The following is a 25,108-nucleotide window of genomic DNA, read 5'->3' as shown; positions in this document are numbered from 1 at the left end:
TCTTATAAAACAAGAATCATGAGAAAACTAAAAATATATATATTGCTCGCTATGGGATTGGTCTCTGCTATGTCCTGTACTGAGGAAAAAATAGTTGATCAAGTCCTTCAAACGGTAGAGCGCGGCCTTGTACTCCGAACAGTGGCCAATTTAAGCACCACCTATAACCTGTTGGATCCTTCCTCAACCTTTGGGGTTACCATTGAGGCCCAGGATGCTGAGAATGGCCAATTGCTTTCAGAGGTTAGGGTGTTTGCCCAATTTGTGGACAATACCATTGAAAATGACAATGACCGATCATCATCAGAGGCCCAGGTAGCTACAATTCCTGCATCCGCTTTTAGCGAGGGACCTTTTGGGTTCCCTAGGGCCGATCTGATCGTGACCTTAAACGAAGCATTGTCAGGAACTGGAACCGATTTTGCGCTGGTGGACGGAGGTGATGCCATTAGCTTTAGGTTGGAGGCCCAACTTACGGACGGAAGGGTTTTTACCAACAGGGCTGCGGGTACAGTGGCCAATGGATCTTTCTTCTCCTCTCCATTTGCCTATTCGGCAGGGATCAACTGTATTCCCGTTACACCAGTTACAGGAGATTACGAGTTAAACCTGACCGATTTGTATGGCGATGGATGGGATGGTGCTTTTATTACGGTAACCATTGATGGAACTGATACTCAATATACCATAGCTTCAGGTAGCGCAGCCTCGTTTACCATTTCTGTTCCGGACGGAACCACAGAACTGGTGTTCACCTATACACCTGGAGCCTTTGAGGCGGAACATGTTTTTGAACTTTTGGCTCCATCTGGGGAGACAGCTGCGGCTGGCGGACCTGGCCCAACACCTGGCGAGATAGTTTTAAATATTTGTTCGTAACAATTAAGTTAACTAGAGAAAAGAGCTGCCTTATGCAGCTCTTTTTTTTGATCCAAAACTGGGTCTTATCCCATCTTTTTAGTTGCTTTGCACTATGATTACCACAATTTGCAGAAAAGCTCATTTTAATGCGGCCCATAGGTTGCATAATCCCAACTGGAGTGATGAGAAGAATGTTGCCGTTTTCGGAAAGTGCAATAGCCCTACTTATCACGGACATAACTTTGATTTGGAGGTGCGGGTTAGAGGAGAAGTGGATCCAGATACGGGTTTTGTAATGGATTTGGCCGTGCTTGGTACTTTGATTCGGGATGAAATAGAAGAGCGTTTTGACCATAAGAATTTAAATGAGGACTGCCCCGAGTTTAGTCATGGGCTTCCAACTACGGAGTATTTTGTCAAAGTGATCTACGACATCTTAAAGCCCAAGCTGGAAAAAGGCCAATTATTGCACATAACCTTGCACGAAACACAAAAGAATTCTGCAGAATATGGAGATTGGTAACAATTTTCCGATATTGCAGCGCTTTTTTGGGATATTAGCTCAGTTGGTTTAGAGCGCTGCCTTGACAGGGCAGAGGTCACTGGTTCGAATCCAGTATATCCCACTTTTTCTACTCGTATTCAGCAATCTTGTCTCTTAGTTTTTGGTTGGCCCGTTCTAAACGCTCATTTCTTAGCTTTAGGGAGTCCATTGCTTTTTGTTGGACCTGCAAGCTCTCCAGTTGCAGGCCAATGATTTGTTCCAGGTTGGATTTGGTATAGGTTTTGCTCATGACTTCTAGTTTGTTTGCATATAAAGTCAATAAATATTGACTTAAAAATATAACAAAAAGTTTTTTGAAACAAATAAAATGATTTAAAAAACAATTAAAGTTGTTCATTAAATCAATAATTGTTTCTTTTTCAATCGATTAAATTTGTTTAATTCACAAATTGATTTAATCTAAAGGCAAAAAAAGTGGCCAAAAAAGTAATTAATCGACTTAAAGTTGTTTTAGCGGAACAAGGAAGAACCAATAAATGGTTGGCTGGGAAGTTGGACAAAAATACTGCAACTGTGTCTAGATGGTGTACCAATGACGTGCAACCTTCCCTTGAAACGTTAGTAGAAATAGCAAAAGTGTTAGATGTAGATGCAAGAGAATTAATTGTCTCGACTAAATAAAGTTCAAATAAACGATTCACTGAAAACTTCAATTTAAGTAGTTGCATGATTTTTGTAACTTTATTTTAAAGGATTAATATGGGCACATCGGAATTGAATACAACCAAGAAGGAACTCGTAGATTGGATTGAATCCCTTAAAGATGATTCTATGGTAAGCCTGCTCAATTCGGTAAAATTATCGAGTGAGGGAAAATCTGGCGACTGGTGGGACGGGCTAACAGAAAGTGACCGGGTAAATATCCTTTCGGGCATTAGAGATTTCCAACAGGGGCTTACTATGAGTTCAAAAGACTTTTGGAACGGCTTGGCCAATGGATGAGCAACATGAGGTTAAATGGACCGTAAGGTCACTTTCAAATGCCCTGGAGATTAAAACTTATCTAAAGAGGAAGTTCGGCAGAAAAGAGGTGCTGAAATTTGAAGGACTGTTAAGACAATTTGAGTTAACCATATCAAATTTTCCTACACTATATCCTGAATCCCAAAATCAAAAATTATTAAGAAGAGCTGTCATTCACAAAAACACGACTATCTTTTACGTTTTTGATGCTGATGTAGTAACGGTCATCGCCATGAAGGATAACCGACAGAGCAAACCAAGTAAATAAAGTCCAAATAAAGATGGATTTACAATAAATCCAAAACCCTTTCCAAAGCCATTCCCCTTGATCCTTTGATGAGGATACTTCCCTTTTTTGGGGGATTGTTTTCAACAGAACTTTTGAGATCATTAAAACTCTTAAATTTCTGAAAGGAGGATTGCACTTCCCAAAAGTTTTCGCCAACCAGGAAAACACGCTCAAATTCCATTTCCTTGGCTAAATCCGCTATTCCTTGATGTTCTTTTTTGGCATCCGGACCCAACTCAAACATGTCTCCAAGTACCAAGGTTTTGGTCTCTGCCGCCATATTCCTAAAGTTTTCAAGAGCCGCCTTCATGCTTGTGGGATTGGCGTTGTAGGCATCCAGGACAATCTGGTATCCGTTTTGTTCAAGCACCTGGGATCGGTTGTTCTTTGGTTGATATGCTTCCAATGCTTCCTTGATGTCTGTGGAGGGAACATTAAAGTATTTGCCCATGGTTATGGCCACACACGCATTTGGGAAATTGTATTTTCCCACCAATTGGGTGTCTACCTGCACATCTTCAAACTCCAATGCTACAAATGGGTTGGCATTTTTGAATTGGATGTTGAAATATTGGGGATTATCCCCGCTAAAACCAAATTTTTTGATGTAGCTGCCCAATTTCTCCAATTGGATGGGATCATCCGCATTCAAAAAAATGTACTTGTTCTGAGCTGTTAAGTGGTCGTAGAGTTCACTTTTACCTTGAATGACTCCTTCCACACCCCCAAACCCTTCCAAATGGGCTTTCCCGAAGTTGGTAATGTATCCAAAGTCAGGTTGTGCGATCTCGCAAAGTTGGGCTATTTCCTTTTTATGATTGGCTCCCATTTCCACAATCGCTATTTCGGTATCCTTTTCAATAGATAACAATGTCAATGGAACTCCAATATGATTGTTTAGGTTGCCCTTGGTGGCAATGGTCTTGTATTTCGTGGAAAGTACTTCGTTAATAAGCTCTTTGGTAGTGGTCTTTCCATTACTTCCTGTTAGTGCGATTAACTTGGCCTGACAGGACTGGCGGTGGAGCGTGGCCAAATTTTGCAAGGTGGTCAATACGTCATCTACTAGAATGCTTTTATCTGAGGTGTTGTGCCCCGCTTCATCAATAATGGCGTAGGAAGCCCCTTTGTCCAAGGCTTCACTGGCAAAGGCGTTTCCATTGAAATTGGGCCCATTTAAGGCGAAGAACAGGCAATTTTCCGTGATTTTTCTAGTATCTGTACAGATAACGGGGTGCTCCAAAAAAAGGAGATGAAGTTGTTCCAAAGTCATAAATCGAAGATAAAAAAAAGCCCCGATTTTCATCGAGGCTTCTTTAATATTATGCTTAGCTATTACTTAGCTTTCTTATGTCGTACAGTTTTGTTTTTTGACTTGGATTTGGATCCTACTCTGGACATTGCACATCGGAATCCGATATCATCTGTTGCCATATATTGTGGCATATATCTACGTTGCGCGGGATCTAACCAGAATGCGCGGTCTCTCCAAGATCCACCCTTGTACACCCTTACTTCATCATTGATCAAGGAAGTTCTGTAGTTGGAGGTGTCGTACTGGCGAATTAATTTACCAGTGGAATCACGCTCTACTTTATGTTTTGGTGAGTCATACATTTTTCTATTGTCAGATTCATCGCTAAATCTTTGGAAGAATCTGGAAGAACCTGGATCACCATCGCGGTAACCTCTGTTATCGCTGGAATCAAAATTGGTTCTCAAATAAGTTTCTTCTTCGGTCACAGGAACCATTTCAATCTCACCTGGTAAATTGATGGCTACAATTTTACCATTGGGCAGGGTATCATATTTAATTTCATCTCTTAGGACCTTAACCTTCCCATCATCGCCAATGGCCTTTTTAAGGAAAATGTTTCCGCGGTAATAGTTGAAATCACTTATTTCATCATCCACAATAGGACGGTATACATCGGCAACCCATTCGGATACGTTACCCGCCATGTCATACAAACCAAAATCGTTGGGTTTGTAGGACTTCACCTCGGCTGTGATATCAGCACCGTCATCGGACCATCCGGCAATACCACCGTAGTCACCTTTGGCTTGTTTAAAGTTGGCCAACTGATCTCCTCGGCCCACACGTTGTCCATTTCTGGTGTAATCACCTTCCCATGGATATTTTTTTCTACCTCTATAGTTGTTGTATTCCCTTGAACCAATAAGTGCCTGTGCGGCGTATTCCCACTCTGTTTCGGTAGGAAGACGGTATTCTGGCATAATAACACCACTGCTTCTTTTGGCAAAAACACTGATGGAATCTCGCTTTTGCTTTCCTTGAAGGGAATCAATTTGTCCTCCGTATACAGATTCTGGATTGTTCAAATAGGCTTCTGTACTGAATGTGCCACCTATGTCACCACTCAAAACCTGGTATTTGGCATCCTGGGCCAAGTAGCCTTCCCGTTCCAGCATATGCTCATTAACCCTATCGGTTCTCCATTCTGCATACTGTGACGCCTGAACCCAATTAACACCAACCACGGGATATTCCGCATAGGCAGGGTGTCTTAGGTAGTTGTTGGTCATGGTCTCATTGAAGCCCAATCGGTTTCTCCAAACCAAGGTATCTGGCAAGGCACCATTGTAAATGTTTCTGTAGTTAGGGTTGTCAGGAGGATATACTGCCTTCAAATAGTCCAAATATTCTAGGTACATGACATTGGTAACCTCTGTTTCGTCCATGTAAAAGGACTGTACGTGCTGTTGGGTAGGGGTATTGTTCCAGTCGTGCATAATATCGTCCTGAACCTTACCCTTGGTAAAGGTTCCACCTTCAATAAATACAGTTCCCGGAGGAGTTTCTTGTTCCTTGAAGTCCGTTTTGTATTGAAACCCACCCTCTTTGGCATTGATCTTCCATCCCGTGGCTCTTGAGATGTTTTTGGAAGAAGAAGAGGATGAGGAATTTTTACAACTGGTAAAACTTCCTACTATGACAGCGCTAGAAAGTACAACTTTGATAAGATGTTTTTTCATAATTTGGGCTTGAGTACTTTAAAAATAAGGGCTTTTATCCCCTAGCTACTTTAATTTGATTTTGATATTAAATCCTTTCAATGGCTTTAAAACGATGTTTTCACCATAATATTTTGTGCTCGCAAAATAATTGTTGCAACCATCCTGCGGGCATTCGCTATTGATTAAACGCCAAAGGTCCAAAATTAGTATGGATTCTTTTGGTTTTAACGGTTTTGCTCATTTAAAATGTCAAGCGTTGCTTACCCTCCTTGTATGAAGGCCAAAAATTCGTTAAAAAAACGGGGTGTTTGCATAAGAATTTCAGGAAATGCTCGTTTACATGTAATACGTCCAGCGATATAGTATGGCATATCACGGACCTCATAGTTAACTAAACGCTAAAAACAAAAAATGAAAAAGTTACTAATATTGGTGGTGCTTCTTACCCTTGCCCCTAGGATGAACGCGCAGCAAGAAAGAGTAATTACAACCGCAGTTCCATTCTTGACCATAGCCTCGGATGCCCGGTCTTCCGGTATGGGAGATATGGGAGTGGCAACATCTTTTGATGCATTCTCCCAACAATGGAACCCCGCAAAATTTGCTTTCGCTACCCAAAAAACAGGAGTGGGGCTAAGTTATACCCCTTACTTGGAAAGCATTGTAAACGATGTTTCCCTACTAAATGCAAGTTTTTATAACAAAGTCAATGACAGGAGTGCCTTTGCTTTTAGCATACGGTATTTTGGTTTGGGAGAAATTGAATTGAGACAGACCATAGATGAGGATCCCACCTTGGTTAAACCCAACGAATTTGCGGTAGATGGTTCTTATTCCTTAAAATTAAGCCAGACTTTTTCCATGGCGGTCGCTGGACGGTTTATCAGTTCCAACCTCAGGTTTCAGGATGGAGCACAGGATTCCCAGGCAGCCAATTCCTTTGCCGTGGATATTGCCGGTTTTTTCCGTTCCCGTGAAATAGCCTATGAAAATTTTGATGGCCGTTGGAGAGCTGGTTTCAACATTTCCAACTTGGGCGGAAAAATCCAATATGATGAAGGAGGGCAAGAGAATTTCTTACCTACCAATTTGAAGTTTGGTGCTGGATTTGATTTCATTTTTGATCAGGACAATGTCTTAGGACTTCATACCGAATTCAATAAGCTGTTGGTTCCCACACCTCGTGATTTTTCCGGAGATGGATTGATCACAGCGGAGGATAACGATGAGTATCAGCAAATTGGGTTCTTCAGTGGAGTTTTTGAATCCTTGGGTGATGCTCCTGATAGGTTCAGTGAGGAACTTAAAGAAGTTACTTGGGCTTTAGGGGCCGAGTATAAATATATGGAAGCCTTTATGCTTCGTGCAGGGTATTTTAACGAAAGTGAGGTCAAGGGAGCTAGACAGTTCTTTACCTTGGGTGCTGGATTCAAATTCAAATCCGCACAAATAGATCTTTCGTATCTCTTCTCCACTGCACAAGTGAGGAATCCCTTGGAAAATACATTGCGCTTCTCGCTTACCTTTAATTTTGGCGAAGAGTTCTTAAACGATTAAAATTGCTCATGAAAAAATTGGGAAAGCCTGTCCTTGGACAGGTTTTCTTATTTTTGGGATATACCCACATCAGCTTATGAAGAAGCAACTAATAAGTTTCGAACTTTCCGTCTTTGAAAAACCAGAGGAACTCTCACAAATCGAGCAAAATTTGTTAAGCGCTGCAGAAGAAGCTCGGGAAAATGCCTATGCCCCCTATTCCAATTTTAAGGTAGGTGCTGCCGTACTTCTGGAAAATGGCGAAGTTGTCATAGGCAACAACCAGGAAAATGCCTCTTATCCATCGGGGCTTTGCGCGGAAAGGGTGGCCGTCTTTCAGGCTGGCGCCAGATATCCGGGCATAGCTATAAAAGCCATTGCAATAACTGCAACTTCCAAAGACTATGTGGTGGATTCCCCCGCTGCTCCATGTGGCAATTGTAGACAGTCCATTATTGAATATGAGCAGCGACAGAAAACACCTATTTCCATTATGCTTCGCGGAGAAAAAGGACCCATTTATAAATGTGCTTCCATGGCCGATATTTTACCTCTGGCTTTCAGCAGTTCATTTTTGAGTGATTCTTAATCCAATTCTTTTTACAAAACAGATATATATGTATTTTTGCTGTTCTCCCAAATAGGGACATTTCATTTAATTCAACCGTTGATGAAAAAAATTACCAAAGAAGTCTATTTAAAGTGGTACGAGGACATGTTGTTCTGGAGGAAGTTTGAGGACAAACTCGCCGCTGTTTATATTCAACAAAAAGTTAGAGGTTTTCTACACTTATATAATGGTCAAGAAGCTGTTTTGGCGGGATCGTTGCATGCAATGGATCTAACCAAAGACCGTATGATAACAGCCTACCGTAACCACGTGCAACCTATAGGAATGGGCGTTGATCCAAGAAAGGTGATGGCCGAACTCTATGGAAAGGTAACAGGTACCTCCAAAGGAATGGGGGGATCCATGCACATCTTTTCCAAAGAGCATCGTTTTTATGGCGGTCATGGTATTGTTGGCGGGCAAATTCCATTAGGTGCTGGACTGGCTTTCGCGGACAAGTATTTCAAAAGGGATTCCGTTACGCTTTGTTATATGGGTGATGGAGCTGTTAGACAGGGTTCCTTGCACGAAGCATTCAATTTGGCCATGTTGTGGCAACTTCCTGTGGTATTCATTTGTGAAAACAACGGGTATGCCATGGGAACTTCCGTAGCTCGAACCGCCCATACCACGGATATTTGGAAATTGGGTCTTGGATATGAGATGCCATGCGGTCCTGTGGATGGAATGGATCCGGCGATTGTGGCAAAAGAAGTAGACAAAGCTATTGAGCGTGCCAGAACGGGTGGAGGCCCAACTTTCTTGGAGATGAAGACCTACCGTTATCGAGGACATTCCATGTCAGATGCGCAGCACTACAGAACCAAGGAAGAAGTCGAGGAATACAAAAAAATTGATCCTATTACCCAGGTTAAGGATATCATCTTGGAAAAGGGTTATGCCTCTGAGGATGAAATCAAGGAGATGGACAAAAGGGTGAAGGATTTGGTATCGGAATGTGAGAAGTTTGCTGAGGAATCCGATTTTCCTCCAATCCAACAACTTTACGATACCGTATACGAACAAGAAGATTATCCATTTTTACAACATAAACTTTAGGTAAATGGCAGAAGTGATCAACATGCCCCGTTTGAGCGATACCATGGAGGAAGGTACCGTGGCAAAATGGCTCAAAAAAGTAGGGGACAAGATAGAGGAAGGAGATATTTTGGCTGAGATCGAAACGGACAAGGCCACCATGGAGTTTGAATCCTTTCATGAAGGAACGCTACTACATATCGGTATTGCTGAAGGAGACGGTGCTCCTGTAGATTCGCTTCTGGCCATTATTGGTGAAGATGGGGAGGATATATCCTCATTGTTGGCTGGAGGAACTGCTCCTGCCACCATCGAGGAAGCTCCTGCCGTCGAGACCGTTGCTGAAAGTGCTCCTGCAGCCACTCCAGCTGCTGCACCTGCGGCAATTCCTGAAGGCGTGGAAATTGTAAAAATGCCCCGTTTGAGTGATACCATGGAAGAAGGAACCGTGGCATCTTGGTTAAAAAAGGTGGGAGATGCTGTAGAAGAAGGGGATATTTTGGCCGAGATTGAGACAGATAAAGCCACTATGGAGTTTGAATCCTTTTATTCCGGGACCTTATTGCATATTGGAATCCAAGAAGGTGAGTCGGCGCCTGTAGATGAGGTGTTGGCGGTTATTGGTCCTGAAGGTACTGATGTAAATGCTGTTTTGAGTGCCCCCGCTGGTGCTCCCGCTGCTGAAAGTGCTCCCGTGGCTGAAAAAGCTCCTGCTGCTGCTCCGGCCCAAGAACCAACCATACAAGCTGCACCTTCACAAAACGGACGTATTTTGGCCTCTCCGCTGGCTAAGAAAATAGCTAGTGACAAGGGAATCAATTTGGCTGATGTGGCTGGTTCCGGCGATCATGGAAGAATCATCAAAAGGGACGTAGAGAACTACCAACCTTCACAAAAAACCGCTCCAGCTGCGGAAAAAGTGGAAGCACCTGCGGCCACTGCTCCTATTGTACCTGTTCCGGTAGCAGTAGGCGAAGAAAGTCAGGAAGAAGTGAAAAACTCTTCCATGCGAAAAGCGATTACCAAGCATTTGGGCGCATCCAAGTTTTCTGCACCGCATTTCTATTTGACCATAGAGGTGGATATGGACAATGCCAAAGCCTCAAGGGCCCAAATCAATAATTTGCCGGATACCAAAGTGTCATTTAATGACATGGTGCTAAAAGCTTGTGCCATGGCGCTTAAAAAGCACCCACAAGTGAATACCACGTGGACGGACGAAGCCACGATCTACAAACACCATATTCATATGGGAGTAGCGGTAGCTGTGGATGAGGGATTGGTTGTTCCGGTGATCAAATTCGCCGATCAACTTAGCTTGACCCAATTGGGGGCATCTGTTAAGGATTTGGCTGGAAGGGCCCGATCAAAAAAGATCAAGCCGGACGAGATGGAAGGAAGCACCTTTACGGTGTCCAACCTGGGCATGTTCGGGATTTTGGAATTTACTTCCATTATTAACAAACCGAACTCAGCTATTTTATCGGTTGGTGCAATTGTAGAAAAACCTGTGGTGAAAAATGGTGAGATTGTAGTGGGAAGTACCATGAAAGTTACCTTGGCGTGCGATCATAGAACTGTTGATGGCGCTGTAGGTGCACAATTTTTACAGACGCTAAGGGCATATCTGGAAAATCCAGTGACTATGTTGGCATAGTTGTCAGTTCGAGCGCCATGTCTACCGACAGGCAGGCGGTCGAGAACTGTTTTTCACAAACATATATAAGAGCATCCTTTTAGGATGCTTTTTTTATCTTTAAACAAATTCATCAAAATGAAAAACGTACTTATTTATTTGCTCATGGTTCTGGTCATGGGTTGTAGTTCCACCAAAAAAATCCCGACCTATTCATCTGCAGATTCAGAGAAACCCAATGGGCCAGAAGCGCTTAAGGGAACTGTTGTTGAAGAAGCAGAAGTCAAAACAAAATCAGCCGCCGAATTCTCCAGTTCCGAACGCATTGGAGATCTGATGAACTATTTGGCCTCGGATGATTTAAAGGGCCGTGATTCTGGAAGCGAGGGTATTGCAATGGCCGCAACCTACATTGAAAACTACTTTAAATCGTATCAGGTCAAGCCTTATTTCGAATCCTATAGGGATACCCTAACCAATTTTAAAAAGACATCTTATAATGTGGTGGGTGTAGTGGAAGGAAACGATAAAGAGCTTAAGAACGAATACATTTTGATTGGGGCCCACTACGATCATATCGGAACCATCGCCCCTGAAAATGGGGACTATATTGCCAACGGGGCCAATGATAATGCTTCTGGAACATCCACCGTAATGGAATTGGCCAGGTATTTTGGCAGTAATAAAACAAATAAAAGAAGCTTGATATTTGCGCTCTTCAGTGCAGAGGAAAAAGGGCTGTTGGGTTCGGAACATTTAGCCAAAAAAATGAAAGCACAGGACTTGAATCTGTACGCTATGCTTAATTTTGAAATGACCGGGGTTCCCCTAAACGGAACCAGTTACGATGTGTATATTACAGGGTACGAAATGTCCAACCTAGCTGAGGTATGCAATGCATATGCGCAGAAAAAGTTGGTAGGTTATCTTCCTACGGCCAAAAAATATGGTCTGTTCCAGCGTTCGGACAATTATCCCTTCCACAAGGAGTTTGGGGTTCCTTCGCATACGTTCTGCACCTTCGATTTTACAAACTTCAACCATTACCACAAAGTAGGGGATGAAGTGGAATTGATGGATTTTGGACATATGGCGAGTTTGGTGAACCAAATGCTGCCGGTTGTTGAAGGCATCGCAAATGCACCTACCCAAGAAATCAAGATAAACTAATTAAAATACTTCCTCGAGAGCGGTCAAGAGGTCAAATATGGCAAATATTATCATCACAGGAACCAGCCGTGGGATTGGCTACGAACTGGTTAAGCTTTTAGGGGAGGAAGGACATCAAGTGCTGGCATTGTCACGCAATGCTGGGCCGTGTTCCAATCTAAAATTGCCTAATGTACACAGTTTACCCTGTGACCTTTCCCAAGCTGAGGATTATAAAAAAGTGGCTCAACATATTGAAAAATGGGAGACAGTGGATGTCCTGATCAATAATGCGGGAAGCTTATTGAACAAACCCTTTTTGGAAATTACTTCGGAAGAATTTGAAGCGGTTTACAAAGTAAATGTGTTTGGCGTGGCTGAAATGACCCGCTTGGTGGTGCCGAAGATGGGAAAAAATGGACACGTGGTCACCATTAGTTCCATGGGTGGGGTGCAAGGGAGTATGAAGTTTCCGGGCTTATCTGCCTATAGCTCAAGTAAGGGTGCTGTAATTACCTTGACTGAGCTTTGGGCTGAAGAATTTAAGGAAATTGGTCCCAGTTTTAATGTTTTGGCCTTGGGAGCTGTTCAAACCGAAATGTTGGCCGAAGCCTTTCCAGGTTATGAGGCTCCCGTCACTGCCTTGGAAATGGCTGAATATATCAAGGATTTTGCCCTAAAGGGACATCAACTATACAATGGAAAACTGTTGCAAGTGAGCAACAGTACTCCGTAGTACAACTGTGAAAGATTTGGTACGAAAATTGTGGCATTTTTAAAGGTTCCCGCTAACATCTAAAAACGCAAAATTATGGCAACGCCAATTCGATTTCTCCTTCTTACATTGGGAATGGTCTGTTTTTCCCATATGGGTTATGCTTCCTTCATTAGTAATGTCCACAATCCGGATGCCCTGGTTCAAAATATGGACCGAGAAAAGGTTTATCTGCACATGGATAGATCGGATTACCATGCTGGGGAACGTATTTGGTTTAAAGCTTACGTTGTACGGGCAGGTAGCAACAAGCCTGTGGCGACCAATGAAATTGTCTATGTGGACCTTATCAACTCCAAAAATGAGGTCTTGATCACTAAAATGCTCCAAACGGAACAAGGAAGTGCATCTGGGGATTTCCAGATTCCCTTGGAAACAGCAGATGGAATGTATACCATTAGAGCCTACACCAACTTTATGCGAAACCACGGGAACTCCACTTTTTTCAGAAAAAACATACGAATAGGGGGAGGGGCAAACCTTGCTGGCGAAAAAGTTTTTACAGGAGAGAAACCCGTAGCAGACCTAAAGGATGCTGTTTTACATTTGGAGAAACCGGATCTTCAGTTTTTTCCTGAAGGCGGGAACCTGGTTAATGGTTTTATCAATAGGATGGGATTCAAATTGGTTGCTCCCAATGGATTGGGAACCAATATTAATGGGAAAGTCGTAGATGGTTCCGGTAAATTGATCACCGAGTTTACCAGTTCCCATTTGGGTATGGGAATGCTTTCCTTTATACCTCAAAATGGCGAAAATTACCTGGCAGAGATCCAATATAATGGCAACACTTTCACCTACCCCTTGCCCAATGGCCTAGTGTCAGGTACCATGATGCATGTTTTTGATCGCGGGGATCATTACCAAGTAGAAATTAAATCTTCCAGGGTCAACGGCGTAAATGGACTTCAATTGACGGCTTTTCAAGGAGGGGAGGAAATTTCCAAATCCAAAATAGAAGGGAAGGATCAATATGCGGTGGTTACCTTGCCCAAAGAACTGGTAAAAGATGGGATTGTTCAGTTTACTCTTTACGATAGCGCGGGGCAGCCCATTTGTGAACGACTGGTTTTTCACCATTCAGAAAGGGAACAGGTAGGGATGGAAACCTCGAAAAAGCAATACGGGAAAAGGGAGCTGGTGGATTTGGAAATAAAGGTGGATGAGGATGCAGCGGATTTTGCAGCGAATATGTCCCTTTCGGTTTCAGAGACTGCTTTGTCAGCACCCAAAATGGGTGATATCGATATAAAAACATACCTCCTATTGACTTCAGAACTTAAGGGGGAAATCGAAAATCCAGCTTATTATTTTAATTCCAACGATCCTGCCCGAAGAAAAAACTTGGATTTTTTGATGATGACCCAGGGTTGGCGAAGCTTTATAGATTATGAGGTAGAGGAGTTGCGTTTTCCCCGTGAAACCGGGATTACCTTGAAAGGACGGGTGGTTCAGTCCAATTCCCGTGACAAAGCTGTGCCGGCACTTATTTCATTGGCGTACAAAAACAGGACGGAAGCGGGCTATGATGTTGTTGAAACCAATGAAAAGGGAGAATTTGAGTTCGTGGACCTTCATTTTAAGGATAGCACATCCATTTTTATGTATGCGAATGCCCTGTCCAATAAGAACAAAAAGAATAAAAGGAATAAAGGCTCAGACCCCAGTTTCTTTATAGAACTGGATTCGTTTAGCACGCCGGAGGTCAAGATATTGGAGTCTCTACCTCTAAGGTCTAATACAGCGGACTATGTTAGTGCTTATCCCGTGGTGTTACCGGAAAACAAACCCTTTATAGTGGATGAAGCGGACTTGATACGACTTAAAGAGACCGTTGTGACTGAGAATAAATTGGACAAGGAGGCCAACATGAAGCGGAAACGGAAAGCCTCACTGTATATCAGACCGTCATACTCGTTGGATTATGAACAGTTTAGAAACAACCCAATTGGAAATGCTTTGACCGCTTTGCAAGGCAGAATTCCTGGGGTAACTGTTGTTGGGGAGCAAGTATATATTAGAAACAGATATGACAGGGTGCCTTTTTATTTACTGGATGGTTTTCCGGTTGCAGAACAAACCATTTTTGACATTCCTGTTACTGAAATAGACTTTGTGGACTACATTAGGCCGGCAACTACCGCAATATACGGTGTTAACGGTGCAAATGGGATCATAGCAGTATACACTTTGGATGGTAGGGAACGCTTTTACAAGGAACGAACCCCAACTGAAAATGGTGTGGGTACCCTTTCTTATGTACATCCAGGTTTTGTAGCTACCAAGAAATTCTATGAGCCGGTGTACAACAAAAAAGACTCAAAAAAGGGGCGAGCAGATTTTAGAAGGACCCTTCATTGGGAACCCAACATTGAATTGTCACCAGACGGAAAGGTCAAGGTATCGTTTTACACCTCTGACCTCCCAGCAATCTATCAAGCCACTTTGCAGGGAGTTACTGATGACGGAACACCAATTCATTCCAAAGTGATTTTTGAAAGTGAGTGATTTTCAGTTCTAGGGATTTAATTCAAGCAGATTTTGGATCCTTCTTGTTTTACAAAGTCCAAGAATCTGTTCGTAAACCTGTCCAATTCCCGCTTCTTTTTACTACGGGTGGTGGCCAAGGAAGCCAAGCCCGTAATTGCTATCAATAACGGAATGATCCAGTTGCGTTTGACCAACAAAATTAGGCAGGCTGAAATTCCAAGCGCCAACATAATTTTTTGCGAAATATTATGGGAGAATTTGGGTTCGGCCTTTACCACAAACTTTTCCTTGCCACTCAATTTACCTACAATTCGGTAGTTGGTGCTGTGTTTTCCCACCAACTCAAATTTTGTGGATTCCACCGATCCCTGGTAAAACCCATTGGCAACAAGCTTGTACAGAATTTCAAGGTTTTCGGGATTTTTGGTAATGGTTTGTTGCACCGTATTCTATAAGTGAAAGGGGGTTATTTTTTAGTATGGTTTACCGAATCCCTGACCACTTTAGTGGATGAAAGGGAATCATGAAACCCATTCTTGGTAAACAAAAATGAAAAATTATCGAAGGGAATAAACCTGCAGAAGGTTCTTGCTACCAGTTCTCCCACGGTAGGTTTCTCCCCATATTTGTTTACCACTTTTGTCTTTGTTATGAATTTGCCCAGCGTTTTTTGAAACTGGAGTTCCATTACAAAGTAATAGCCAAAGAAAGAACCAAAGAACATTATAATGGAAAAGAATCCCAACAAAGCCTCATCTTCAAATGGGAAGAAAATTCCAAGCAAGATAAACACCACTATTACCAATATGTAGGAAGCAATAACATCAACAATATAGTGTACAAAACGGATATCTGAACCCACAGTACCAGAATCAGTTATTGTTTTTTGTACATGCACGGCTGTCACCTGCTCTTTAACCTTTTCAAAAGTGTCCGGGTCAATGTTTCTTTTCTCAACTTCTTGTTCTGCTGCCTCTACGGCCAACAGTTGGTAATTTTCACGTTCTACGGTTACAATTTTGATGAGTTCTTCATCCGTCCTTTCGGACATGACTTGGGTAAATTCGTTTTCCATATATTTTAGTTGGTTTTATATCTTAATTTTTCAACTGCCGAATTCAATTCTTTTTTAATTTTCAAATCTTTTGGGACATATAGGGTATCTACTTTGATTCCATTTTCTTGTGTCTTGATTTCTTGTACAAACTCTATTTCAAAGATCATTCTACTAGATTCCGGATTTTCTGAAGAATATTCAACCTGGTAAAAATTGCCATTTTCAATCCAATCCGAGAGATGACCTATAGAACTTCCGGCGTGTTTTTTGCCATTAACGTAGAACTCATATTGGTATCTCCTTTTACTGTGTTGGTTGGAAACAGGGTTTGAACGAATAACTTTTCCGATCGTGGTTGTGAGGTTGTTATCAATCGCAGCTTTTTCCTCCATGTTTTGCATGATTGCATACAACAAAATAGGAATCCCCAAAACCCAATAGTACTGTGACAAAATGGATCTAATTTCTGAGAACTTTTTTACGAAATTCAATTTAAGGTTGGTCGTTTACTAGGTTTTGTTGTGAAATGATTTGGCTCAATGTCAAGGGTTTAATTTGCTATCATTTTCTAAGCTCTCCAATTCCTTCATTGAAAGTCCAGTAGAATCAGAAATGGTCTGAAGGTCAACACCATTTGATTTTAATTGCCTTGCAATATCAATTGTTCTTTTTTGTTCTGCAATCCGCGCAGCCTCTTTTTCATAGCGTTCCTTCAGCTTATATGGCGGAACATATTTATCGCTCATTTCCAGTTCGTCCATTAGGCCGGTATCCATAAAACTGATAAAGCTTTTATCCGAAATGATCAGGTGATCCAGTACTGGGGTACTTACAATTTTGCCCACTTGGATCAGGCGGTCGGTACTGTCCTTGTCCGCCGCGGATGCCCTTAACTCACCCGAAGGGTGATTGTGGCAGAGGATAATCTGCACAGCCCTTTTTTGCAGGGCAAGGCTAAATACCTCCATGGGATCGGCAATGGATCGGTTCACCGAGCCCAAGCAGATGAGTTCTATAAACAGGATGCGGCAGTTGTTCGCCAGACCGATCACCCAAAAATGTTCCCGGTTTTGGTCTATTTTGTCTTCACGCAGCAAAATCCGTTGCATTATTCCGTAGAGGTCATCAGAATTTAGGATTTTGATCCGTTCGGCATCGGTAAGTTTAATATCCATGGATTAAAGATAGGTTTTTGAACTATTTTGGCAGCAAGCCAGTTTGATAAAGGGCAGTTATCAAGATTACTATGATTTGTATTACTTTTGCAACTGGATTGGGAGGTCGTTTAGGCACGATTATTGAAAATGTAAAAAAAATAGCGTATTATTGAATAATATTCTTTGATTTGAGGTTTTTTTAAGAAAAAAGCAAAAACAGCAAAGAAGTTATAAAATAAAATTGTGAATAACGAGTTCTCTTAAAAATATCAGCTATGAAAAATTTGAATAAATTTATTCGTAAGAACATGATTCATTATATGGTTTCTAAAGATAACTTGAACGGTGGTGGAGCAGGTGGATAATTCTACCAAATCCAACTTATACGATATTCATTCTTTTTGTTCATGTCCAATATGGGTGGAAAATCTACCACCAATATTGACCTCTTGTCTTCCCCGGGATATAAGTCAGAATTGAGTTTGTAAGGTGCGGCATAGGTGCCTTCAATTTTTTGGATTTCATAGGATTGACATGGCCTATTTCTAGGGAATTTTATTTTGATTTTCTGCGCCTCGATCGGATGCAACGGACTTACATCCCACCATTCGTTCCTTTTTGTAAATGTGTCTATGAAATTCAATTCAATGGTGCGGTCCACCACTTCATTCCTATGATATGGCCTGTTTAAACTAGTTTCCAATATGTAGGCCCCAGCTTTTTTGGAAATTTTACCCGTACCGGGAGATACCAAAAAATTTTCGGTATCGATGGTGCCATCGGCATGAAAAATATCAGTGATCTTTGATAGGTTGTCCTTTTTGGCCTTTATGGTATGGGTCTTGGTAATCTTGGCATTGGATCCTGTTTCATCCAATAGGTCTATACACAGTTCACTGGCCGTAATTGTAAATTTATAAGGGTCGTTTAATTTGTTGAGAAAATATATAATACAATAAATTATAAAATAGACCAGACCAATGGTAAGACCAATGATAAGCAAGTTTAAATCCGTAAGCATTCCGTAAATAACAGAAACAATGGTCAATATTGCGGCTAGTAGTGAAGTTGATTTGTTAAAATCGTTTTTGTTTAGAAAGGACATGTGAGAAAAGTAAAGTGTTAATATAAAAATTTTCTACATTATTCTTATTCAAAATCCGCCACCTTATGCTAAAAATTCTGGGAGCTTAATGTTCGCTAGTGGTCTAGCGTGCAAAATTTTACACATTCCTTGTGCTTATGCGTGGGATAATTCAAGCAATCAATTAGTAGGGTAATAGAATACCATAAAAGACACTTTGTTTTAATAGGGGTTCCTTGGGCAGAATAGACAGATATGCTTGTTGTCACGGCAAAGAAAAATAGGTTCTAAAACTAATGTATCCCGATTATTTGGGTTCTTTGGTTTGTTCGGGATTTAGGTTATTGAAGTAATAAATGCCTCTAGACTCAAGATACTGCAAAATTGAAGGTAAATTTTCAGTAAAGCGTTTAACGTCCTTATGGTCAGCGTTAGTCCAAGCCGATTCCGCCAAGGCCACTATTCTGGGAAAGGTCATAAAGTCCACCCAAATTTCTGAATCAAACTTTTCCGTCCACAGATTTCCCTGGATTCCTAAGATGAGTTCGGCTTCCACTTCCGAAAAATCATGGGTACTCTCCGGATAGGCATAAACATCTTCCAGTGTACCAAACCCATCCCAACGTCTGCCATTTTCATGGGAATCGTGCTGTACAAAATCAAAATACAAAGGTATTCTGGGGCAGAGTACCGTTGGGTAACCCTTGTCCAAGGATTTCTGTAATTGATCCTCCTTATCATGCCGCCACCAATACACCACTGAGCTTTGGTTGGAGACATCGGATTCAACAATCTCGTCCCATCCCGCTAATTTCTTGTCCATTTGGGTCAGTTGGTTTGCCATTCTTCGGATAAAATAATGCTCCACATCCACCAAGCTGGACAGGTTTTCTCGGTGCATCAGTGCTTGAATGGAGTCATTGGTCTTCCATTTTTCATTTCCAAAATGCACTTCGTCCCCTCCCAAATGAATGTATTGGGACGGGAACAGGCCGGCTACTTCTTTAAGAATGGTGGTCAAATATTGATAGGTGGCTTCCTTTCCGGGATCAAAGGTGAACTCGGGATGCTTTTCGCTACCTCCTCCGGAGAATTCTGGGTAGGCCCGGTTGGCCGCTGTGGCATGTCCGGGCATATCAATTTCTGGGATAACCTCAATTTGCCTTTCCGCTGCAAAGGCAACAATTTCCTTAATGTCTTCTTGGGTATAAAAACGCGCCGGAGCCTCAGGATTGGTGTGGTTGCCAATTCCACCAATCGTGGTCAGCTTGGGGTACGCCTTGATTTCCACCCGCCATCCAGGGGAATCAGTGAGGTGCCAATGAAAAGTGTTCAGCTTGAGCACGGACATCAGGTCGATAAGCTGTTTTACCTTTTCCTTGCCAAAGAAATGCCTGGATTCGTCCAGCATAAACCCTCGATGGGCGTATCTGGGAGCATCTTCCACAACCCCGCAGGGCACAGATTTATTGCCGGAGCGTTTTAATTGTTGCCACAGCGTCATAATCCCGTAAAAAATACCTTTGGGCTGCGAAGCGGTAAGTTTGATGTTGTTTTTGTTGATATGCAACTTATAGGCCTCTGGGCCTTTTTCACCCCCTTTGACCAGTTCCAGATGTATTTTTTTTCTAGATTCAGGGTCTGCGCTAATCCCAATTTCTTCCATTTTTTTCTGAAAGAAGGAAACAACACCTTCTAGGGTATGGTCAGATGTTTCAAAATTGATTCCTTGATCAAAATCAAAGCCACCAGGTTCAATGGCGACGGTATTGGGGTATGGGGTGATGATCCAGGTTTGGGTTTCTTCAGGTTGGCAATTGCAAAAGGCAATTAGCAGTAGAAATGGGAGAATTTGTTTCATGCTTGGTTGGGTTTGATTTGTTGACAGTCCAAAGGTTGCATCCCAAAACGGGAAATGGTTTATAAGAACAAGATACTTATTTAGGACACACTTTTTGAATCAAAATTGACGCACACCCTATTTCAATTGATAAAACCTCTAATTTTGTTTCCGTGGATACCACTTTGCAAAAATACCTTCCGGAAAGGGCCGTAGATCCTTGTCTTGAACTGATTCGCCAGCATGAAGTCCATTTGAAGATCGTGGGGCATAGAAATACCCGACATGGGGATTACAGACGTATGCCCGATGGCACCCATAAAATCACGGTCAATGCCTCTTTAAATAAATACCGGTTTTTAATCACCTTGATTCATGAGATTGCCCATTTGGTGGCCATTGAAAATTTTGGACGACGAATAAAACCACATGGGCGGGAGTGGAAAAGGACTTTTCAACATTTAATGGTTCCCTTTATAAGGCCAGAGATATTTCCATCACAATTGCTGCCCGTAATAGCCAACCACTTTAAAAATCCGAAGGCCAGCAGTAGCTCAGATGCACGTTTATCCATTGCGCTGAAGGCCTTTGACCCTGAGGAACGAAAACAAAGTTATGTCTTCGAACTTCCCAAAGGGAGCACTTTTAGAATGCATAACGGTAGAATCTATAAAAAAGGTAACAAAAGGGTAAAGCGGTATGAGTGTACGGAATTGACTACAGGAAGGTTATATTTGTTCCAACCAAATGCGGAGGTAGAGCCGGTGCACATAACATCGGATGTGGAACCACCGTTTTAAAAAGATAAATTTCAACCTAGAATGAACAACAACTATTACGCGGTTTTAATGGCCGGGGGAGTAGGTTCCCGGTTTTGGCCAGTGAGTACATCTGAAAATCCGAAACAATTCCATGATATGCTCGGGGCGGGGAAAACCCTCATCCAAAAAACTTTTGACCGGCTCAATCGATTCATTCCAACGGAGAATATCCTCATTTTGACCAATGAGCGCTATAACGATTTGGTTTTGCAGCAATTACCTCAGGTAACCCAAGAGCAGGTGGTCTTGGAACCCGCCATGCGAAATACGGCACCCTGTATTTTGTACGCAGCTCTCAAAATCCAAAAAATGAATCCCAATGCGGTGATGATCGTGGCTCCCAGCGACCACTGGATTGAGGATGAACAGGCTTTCGAGGATAATGTCAAGGCCTGTTTTGATAAATGTGAAAAGGAGGAGGTGCTTTGCACTTTAGGAATTCAGCCGAGTTTTCCCAACACTGGGTTTGGTTATATCGAATTTGAAAAAGGAAGTGACGCCAAGCTAAAAAAGGTGTCACAGTTTAGGGAGAAGCCCGACTATGAAACCGCAAAAGAGTTTTTGGCCCAGGGCAACTTCCTATGGAACGCAGGTATTTTTATGTGGAGTGTGGAGACCATTGTCAACGCTTTCAAGACCTATCAACCGGAGCAATATGACCTCTTCCAAAGCGGGATTTCTTGCTATAATACTCCGGAAGAAGCTGCTTTTATTGCTGAAAACTACCCGAAGGCCAAAGACATATCCATAGATTATGCTATCTTGGAGAACTCCCAAACTATTTTTACCCTGCCTGCTACCTTTGATTGGAACGACCTAGGAACCTGGGGAGCCCTGTATGATAAATTGGATAAGGACGAAGCCAAAAATGCCGTGGTCAACAGTAAAACGCTTCTGCAGGATGCGAAAGGCAATATGATTCGTTCCCAAAGGGGCAAAGTTGTTGTTGTGGACGGATTGGAAGATTATATTATTGTGGACAAGGAAGAGGTTTTACTGATTTTCCCCAAATCCAAGCAGCAAGACATTAAGTTGGTCTTGAACAAGGTTAAAGATAAATTCGGAGACGAGTACGCATAGTAATGAGTGAACATTTATTTGCAAACGGTGATTCCCCAAACCCAGATAGTGGGGACAACGTAAAGAGGGATTTTAAAGGCTTGTTGGGAAGTGTAGGCAAGTTCCTCTCTGAACTTTTAGAGATACGAACCAACACGGACGCCGTTGCTACCAAAGAGTCCATTATCGCCGATATTCCCTTTAAGGGACATACTTCCTGGATTCTGATATGTTCCATTTTTATAGCTTCCGTGGGTCTTAACGCCAACTCTACCGCAGTTGTAATAGGAGCGATGTTAATATCCCCTCTAATGGGTCCCATTTTGGGTATGGGGCTTTCACTGGCCATCAATGATATTGACACCTTACGAAGATCTCTTAAGAACTTTACGGTAATGGTAGTGTTGAGTGTAGTCACCGCTTTTTTGTTCTTCTATTTGTTCCCGCTTCGCGATGAATCTTCGGAGCTTTTGGCGAGAACCAAACCGGATATTCGGGATGTGCTGATTGCCTTTTTTGGAGGTTTGGCCTTGGTCATTGCTAGAGCAAAAAAAGGCACCATTGCCAGTGTTATTTTTGGTGTAGCCATTGCCACGGCACTTATGCCACCGCTCTGTACGGTAGGTTTTGGGTTGGCCATAGGTAAACCATGGTATGCAGCTGGGGCCATGTATTTGTTCATTATCAACACCATATTTATAGGGTTGGCCACTTTTTTGGTCATCAAATTTTTACGGTTTCCGATGGTGCGCTACGCCAATTCGCAAAGAAGAAGGTTAATTGCTAGAGCAGCTTCATTGACCGGGATTGCGGTTATGATTCCTGCCGGATTTACATTTTATCAGGTGTTTCAGGCATCACTGTTTAAAAAACAGGCACAAGAATTTTTAAAGGAGACTATAGAGGTATATCAGTTTAACTCTGCGGGGAGATATGTAGACAATCTGACCAAATTGGAATATAAGGAAGGAGAGAATCCATCTTTAATTGAACTGGTCTGTATGGGAGATGAGCTGATCCCTGAAAATGTGATCAATACTTGGCGTGTCCAAAAGAACGAATATTCCAGATTGAAAGATGCCGAGTTTCGGATTTTGCAAGGAGGGAAGGATGATTCTGAGGAAAAATTCAATTACGTAAGTGAACTCTACGAAAAGAATAAGGCTGAGCTGTTGAACAAGGATGAGCAAATTAGATTGTTGGAAGAGGAAGTGGCCACGCTTACCAAGAATGCGGGGAAACAGATTCCATTTGCGGGAATTAGCGCTGAGGCCAAGGCCAACTATGCCAATATTGAAGGACTTGGATTTTCATACCAACTTCAAACGGACTTTAAAAAGTTGGATACCGTTCCTGTTTTTGAAGTGAAATGGAAGAATGGAACTGGAAGCAATCAAAAAGAAGCGGATTCCAAAAAATTGACGGACTGGCTAAAACTTCGCATTCAGGATTCAACTTTGGTGGTGAAGGAGGTGGATTAGTTTTTTTAGACATCAGACATCAGACATCAGACATCAGACATCAGACATCAGACATCAGACATCAGATTTCAGTTCTTTACTATCCAAAAATCCAACCATCTAGGTTAATTCCGCTCCTCAATATACATCTGCCGCACTTTTTTGAATAATTCGGAAGAATACACAAAGTCCGTTACGGCCTCATTATCCGTTTTGAAGATTTCCTTGTTGGTGCCTTCCCATTCCTTATAGCCATTTTTTAGAAAGATGATTTTTTCCCCAATTTCCATAACGGAATTCATGTCGTGGGTATTGATCACCGTAGTGATTTGGTACTCACGGGTAATCTCCTGGATGAGGTTATCAATTAGGATGGCTGTTTTAGGATCCAATCCCGAATTGGGTTCGTCGCAGAATAGATATTTCGGGTTCATCACAATGGCACGTGCTATGGCCACCCGTTTTTGCATTCCCCCAGAGATTTCCGAAGGAAATTTTTTGTGGGCATCTATTAGGTTAACGCGCTCGAGCACAAAATCCACGCGATCTTGCATTTCCGCTTTGGACTGTTTGGTAAACATATCCAACGGGAACATTACGTTACCTTCCACAGTCATGGAATCAAAAAGAGCGCTTCCTTGGAATACCATGCCCATTTCTTGTCGCAAATCCCGTCTTTGGTCCATGGAAAGCTCGGAATAATAGCTTCCGTTGTAACAAATCTGTCCTTGTTCGGGTTCAAAAAGACCCAAAAGACATTTTAAAAACACTGTTTTACCGGAGCCACTTTGCCCAATGACCAAATTGGTCTTTCCCTGCTCAAAAACGGTGCTTACACCTTTAAGAACATGGGTGTCTCCAAACGATTTGTGTATGTTTTCCACTTCTATCATCAGCCTAGCAGCAATTGGGTTAGGATATAGTTCAAAATGATGATCACAACACTGGTCCAAACAAAGGAGGTGGTACTTGCCTTTCCTACCTCCAAGGCCCCACCTTTCATATACAGGCCATGAAACGAGGGAATGGTTGCAATTATAAAAGCAAAAACAATGGTTTTGATGAAGGAATAAGTCACGTGGAATGAATCAAAATCCAATTGTAATCCTTTTACAAATTCTCCACTTGGAGCATATCCCCCAAAAGCCCCGGCAATCCATCCACCCAAAATACCCACATACATGGCAATGGCAACCGCAAAGGGATAGGCCAACATGGCAATGATCTTTGGAAACACCAGGTAGTTCACGGAATTAATTCCCATGACTTCCAAGGCATCAATTTGTTCCGTGACCTTCATGGTGCCAATACTGGAAGTGATATAGGAACCTACTTTTCCGGCCATAATAATGGAAGTGAAGGTTGGAGCAAATTCCAAGATTACAGACTGTCGCGTAGCAAACCCAATCAAACTTTTTGGGATTAATGGGCTGTTGAGGTTCAGGGCGGTTTGGATGGTGACAACACCTCCTATAAAAAAGGAGATAAATATGATAATACCCAACGACCCAAAAATCAGCTCATCGATTTCCTTCAAAATTAGGGATCTCATGATTGGCCACTTGGTTGGTTTTTTAAATACTTCATATATCATGATGAAGTACTTTCCAATCGCTTCAAGGTATTTCATGTACCAAAAGTTGACTTGCAGGCATAAAAATAAGAATATTGCCGTGTATTTAACCTCGATTTAAATTTTAAACAGGGAATTATTGGATAGTTTTGTCCCCGTTGAACCA

The 25,108-nt window shown here is 42.1% G+C and carries 25 protein-coding genes and 1 tRNA gene; 15 read left to right on the top strand and 11 right to left on the bottom strand.

Features of this window, described 5'->3' with window-relative positions; genetic code table 11:
- The first annotated feature begins 18 nt into the window (after positions 1–18).
- The 3 genes from ACO6S0_RS13935 to ACO6S0_RS13925 all read left to right on the top strand — a co-directional run bounded on the left by ACO6S0_RS13935 (position 19) and on the right by ACO6S0_RS13925 (position 1,487).
- On the top strand, positions 19–879 hold the full coding sequence (locus tag ACO6S0_RS13935) for a hypothetical protein (RefSeq protein WP_422348941.1): 861 nt from the start codon (positions 19–21) through the stop codon (positions 877–879).
- Positions 880–973: 94 nt separating this feature from the next.
- Entirely contained in the window at positions 974–1,384 is a 411-nt protein-coding gene (locus ACO6S0_RS13930; RefSeq protein ID WP_422348940.1) for a 6-carboxytetrahydropterin synthase, read from the top strand.
- A gap of 28 nt (positions 1,385–1,412) precedes the next feature.
- Positions 1,413–1,487 (top strand) — tRNA-Val (locus ACO6S0_RS13925).
- Between the two features lie 6 nt (positions 1,488–1,493).
- Here the strand turns inward: ACO6S0_RS13925 and ACO6S0_RS13920 are convergent.
- Entirely contained in the window at positions 1,494–1,655 is a 162-nt protein-coding gene (locus ACO6S0_RS13920) for a hypothetical protein (RefSeq protein WP_422348939.1), read from the bottom strand.
- 185 nt (positions 1,656–1,840) lie between these two features.
- Between ACO6S0_RS13920 and ACO6S0_RS13915 the strand changes: the two genes are divergently transcribed.
- Both ACO6S0_RS13915 and ACO6S0_RS13910 read left to right on the top strand, forming a co-directional pair.
- Positions 1,841–2,047, top strand: coding sequence for a helix-turn-helix transcriptional regulator (locus ACO6S0_RS13915; protein ID WP_152131397.1), 207 nt, complete (start codon positions 1,841–1,843; stop codon positions 2,045–2,047).
- Positions 2,048–2,125: 78 nt separating this feature from the next.
- On the top strand, positions 2,126–2,368 hold the full coding sequence (locus ACO6S0_RS13910) for a hypothetical protein (protein WP_422348938.1): 243 nt from the start codon (positions 2,126–2,128) through the stop codon (positions 2,366–2,368).
- 308 nt (positions 2,369–2,676) lie between these two features.
- On the opposite strand, the gene ACO6S0_RS13905 is transcribed toward ACO6S0_RS13910, so the two are convergent.
- Positions 2,677–3,951: a UDP-N-acetylmuramoyl-tripeptide--D-alanyl-D-alanine ligase gene (locus ACO6S0_RS13905; protein ID WP_422351832.1), complete on the bottom strand. Its 1,275-nt coding sequence runs from the start codon at positions 3,949–3,951 to the stop codon at positions 2,677–2,679.
- A gap of 62 nt (positions 3,952–4,013) precedes the next feature.
- The gene (gldJ, locus tag ACO6S0_RS13900) at positions 4,014–5,675 is read right to left on the bottom strand and encodes a gliding motility lipoprotein GldJ (protein WP_422348937.1); all 1,662 of its coding nucleotides are present in this window, start codon (positions 5,673–5,675) and stop codon (positions 4,014–4,016) included.
- A gap of 393 nt (positions 5,676–6,068) precedes the next feature.
- On the opposite strand from gldJ, the gene porV reads away from it, so the two are divergent.
- The 7 genes from porV (at position 6,069) to ACO6S0_RS13865 (ending at position 14,909) form a co-directional block, all read left to right on the top strand.
- Positions 6,069–7,214 carry a type IX secretion system outer membrane channel protein PorV gene (gene porV / locus ACO6S0_RS13895; RefSeq protein ID WP_422348936.1) on the top strand — a complete coding sequence of 382 codons (1,146 nt, stop codon included), beginning with the start codon at positions 6,069–6,071 and terminating at the stop codon, positions 7,212–7,214.
- A gap of 76 nt (positions 7,215–7,290) precedes the next feature.
- Positions 7,291–7,782: a cytidine deaminase gene (gene cdd, locus ACO6S0_RS13890; protein ID WP_422348935.1), complete on the top strand. Its 492-nt coding sequence runs from the start codon at positions 7,291–7,293 to the stop codon at positions 7,780–7,782.
- An 81-nt stretch (positions 7,783–7,863) separates the two neighbouring features.
- Positions 7,864–8,862, top strand: a complete 999-nt coding sequence (gene pdhA, locus ACO6S0_RS13885; protein ID WP_420400742.1) for a pyruvate dehydrogenase (acetyl-transferring) E1 component subunit alpha — start codon at positions 7,864–7,866, stop codon at positions 8,860–8,862.
- A gap of 4 nt (positions 8,863–8,866) precedes the next feature.
- The gene (locus tag ACO6S0_RS13880) at positions 8,867–10,498 is read left to right on the top strand and encodes a 2-oxo acid dehydrogenase subunit E2 (protein ID WP_422348934.1); all 1,632 of its coding nucleotides are present in this window, start codon (positions 8,867–8,869) and stop codon (positions 10,496–10,498) included.
- Between the two features lie 117 nt (positions 10,499–10,615).
- Positions 10,616–11,647 (top strand): M28 family metallopeptidase, encoded by a 1,032-nt coding sequence (locus ACO6S0_RS13875; RefSeq protein ID WP_422348933.1) that lies wholly within the window; start codon positions 10,616–10,618, stop codon positions 11,645–11,647.
- 37 nt (positions 11,648–11,684) lie between these two features.
- On the top strand, positions 11,685–12,362 hold the full coding sequence (locus ACO6S0_RS13870) for an SDR family NAD(P)-dependent oxidoreductase (RefSeq protein WP_422348932.1): 678 nt from the start codon (positions 11,685–11,687) through the stop codon (positions 12,360–12,362).
- Positions 12,363–12,437: 75 nt separating this feature from the next.
- A complete protein-coding gene (locus ACO6S0_RS13865; RefSeq protein ID WP_422348931.1) occupies positions 12,438–14,909 on the top strand; it encodes a TonB-dependent receptor plug domain-containing protein in 2,472 nt (823 codons plus the stop codon).
- 17 nt (positions 14,910–14,926) lie between these two features.
- Here the strand turns inward: ACO6S0_RS13865 and ACO6S0_RS13860 are convergent, their stop codons facing one another.
- The 6 genes from ACO6S0_RS13860 to ACO6S0_RS13835 all read right to left on the bottom strand — a co-directional run bounded on the left by ACO6S0_RS13860 (position 14,927) and on the right by ACO6S0_RS13835 (position 20,050).
- On the bottom strand, positions 14,927–15,334 hold the full coding sequence (locus ACO6S0_RS13860) for a hypothetical protein (RefSeq protein WP_422348930.1): 408 nt from the start codon (positions 15,332–15,334) through the stop codon (positions 14,927–14,929).
- A gap of 23 nt (positions 15,335–15,357) precedes the next feature.
- Positions 15,358–15,966, bottom strand: coding sequence for an RDD family protein (locus ACO6S0_RS13855; RefSeq protein ID WP_422348929.1), 609 nt, complete (start codon positions 15,964–15,966; stop codon positions 15,358–15,360).
- 5 nt (positions 15,967–15,971) lie between these two features.
- Positions 15,972–16,340 carry a hypothetical protein gene (locus ACO6S0_RS13850; RefSeq protein ID WP_422348928.1) on the bottom strand — a complete coding sequence of 123 codons (369 nt, stop codon included), beginning with the start codon at positions 16,338–16,340 and terminating at the stop codon, positions 15,972–15,974.
- Positions 16,341–16,490: 150 nt separating this feature from the next.
- Positions 16,491–17,123, bottom strand: a complete 633-nt coding sequence (locus ACO6S0_RS13845; protein WP_422348927.1) for a JAB domain-containing protein — start codon at positions 17,121–17,123, stop codon at positions 16,491–16,493.
- A gap of 349 nt (positions 17,124–17,472) precedes the next feature.
- Entirely contained in the window at positions 17,473–18,210 is a 738-nt protein-coding gene (locus tag ACO6S0_RS13840; RefSeq protein WP_422348926.1) for a hypothetical protein, read from the bottom strand.
- Between the two features lie 286 nt (positions 18,211–18,496).
- Positions 18,497–20,050 (bottom strand): beta-N-acetylhexosaminidase, encoded by a 1,554-nt coding sequence (locus tag ACO6S0_RS13835; RefSeq protein WP_422348925.1) that lies wholly within the window; start codon positions 20,048–20,050, stop codon positions 18,497–18,499.
- 152 nt (positions 20,051–20,202) lie between these two features.
- On the opposite strand from ACO6S0_RS13835, the gene ACO6S0_RS13830 reads away from it, so the two are divergent.
- From ACO6S0_RS13830 to ACO6S0_RS13820, 3 genes are read left to right on the top strand one after another with little or no spacing between them, the layout of a single operon-like run.
- Entirely contained in the window at positions 20,203–20,829 is a 627-nt protein-coding gene (locus ACO6S0_RS13830; protein WP_422348924.1) for a SprT-like domain-containing protein, read from the top strand.
- 21 nt (positions 20,830–20,850) lie between these two features.
- The gene (locus ACO6S0_RS13825; RefSeq protein WP_422348923.1) at positions 20,851–21,930 is read left to right on the top strand and encodes a mannose-1-phosphate guanylyltransferase; all 1,080 of its coding nucleotides are present in this window, start codon (positions 20,851–20,853) and stop codon (positions 21,928–21,930) included.
- A 2-nt stretch (positions 21,931–21,932) separates the two neighbouring features.
- Positions 21,933–23,390, top strand: a complete 1,458-nt coding sequence (locus ACO6S0_RS13820; RefSeq protein ID WP_422348922.1) for a DUF389 domain-containing protein — start codon at positions 21,933–21,935, stop codon at positions 23,388–23,390.
- A 104-nt stretch (positions 23,391–23,494) separates the two neighbouring features.
- Here ACO6S0_RS13820 and ACO6S0_RS13815 read toward each other — a convergent pair whose 3' ends face one another.
- Positions 23,495–24,262 carry an ABC transporter ATP-binding protein gene (locus ACO6S0_RS13815; protein ID WP_422348921.1) on the bottom strand — a complete coding sequence of 256 codons (768 nt, stop codon included), beginning with the start codon at positions 24,260–24,262 and terminating at the stop codon, positions 23,495–23,497.
- A complete protein-coding gene (locus ACO6S0_RS13810) occupies positions 24,262–24,999 on the bottom strand; it encodes an MlaE family ABC transporter permease (RefSeq protein WP_420400732.1) in 738 nt (245 codons plus the stop codon). Before ACO6S0_RS13810 ends, ACO6S0_RS13815 begins: the two co-directional genes overlap by 1 nt.
- Between the last annotated feature and the right edge of the window lie 109 nt (positions 25,000–25,108).

It is taken from the genome of Flagellimonas sp., assembly GCF_965233845.1.
Taxonomy (GTDB): Bacteria; Bacteroidota; Bacteroidia; order Flavobacteriales; family Flavobacteriaceae; genus Flagellimonas.
Note: the sequence above shows the minus strand (reverse complement) of the source record. Positions and strands in the feature narration are given on the sequence as shown.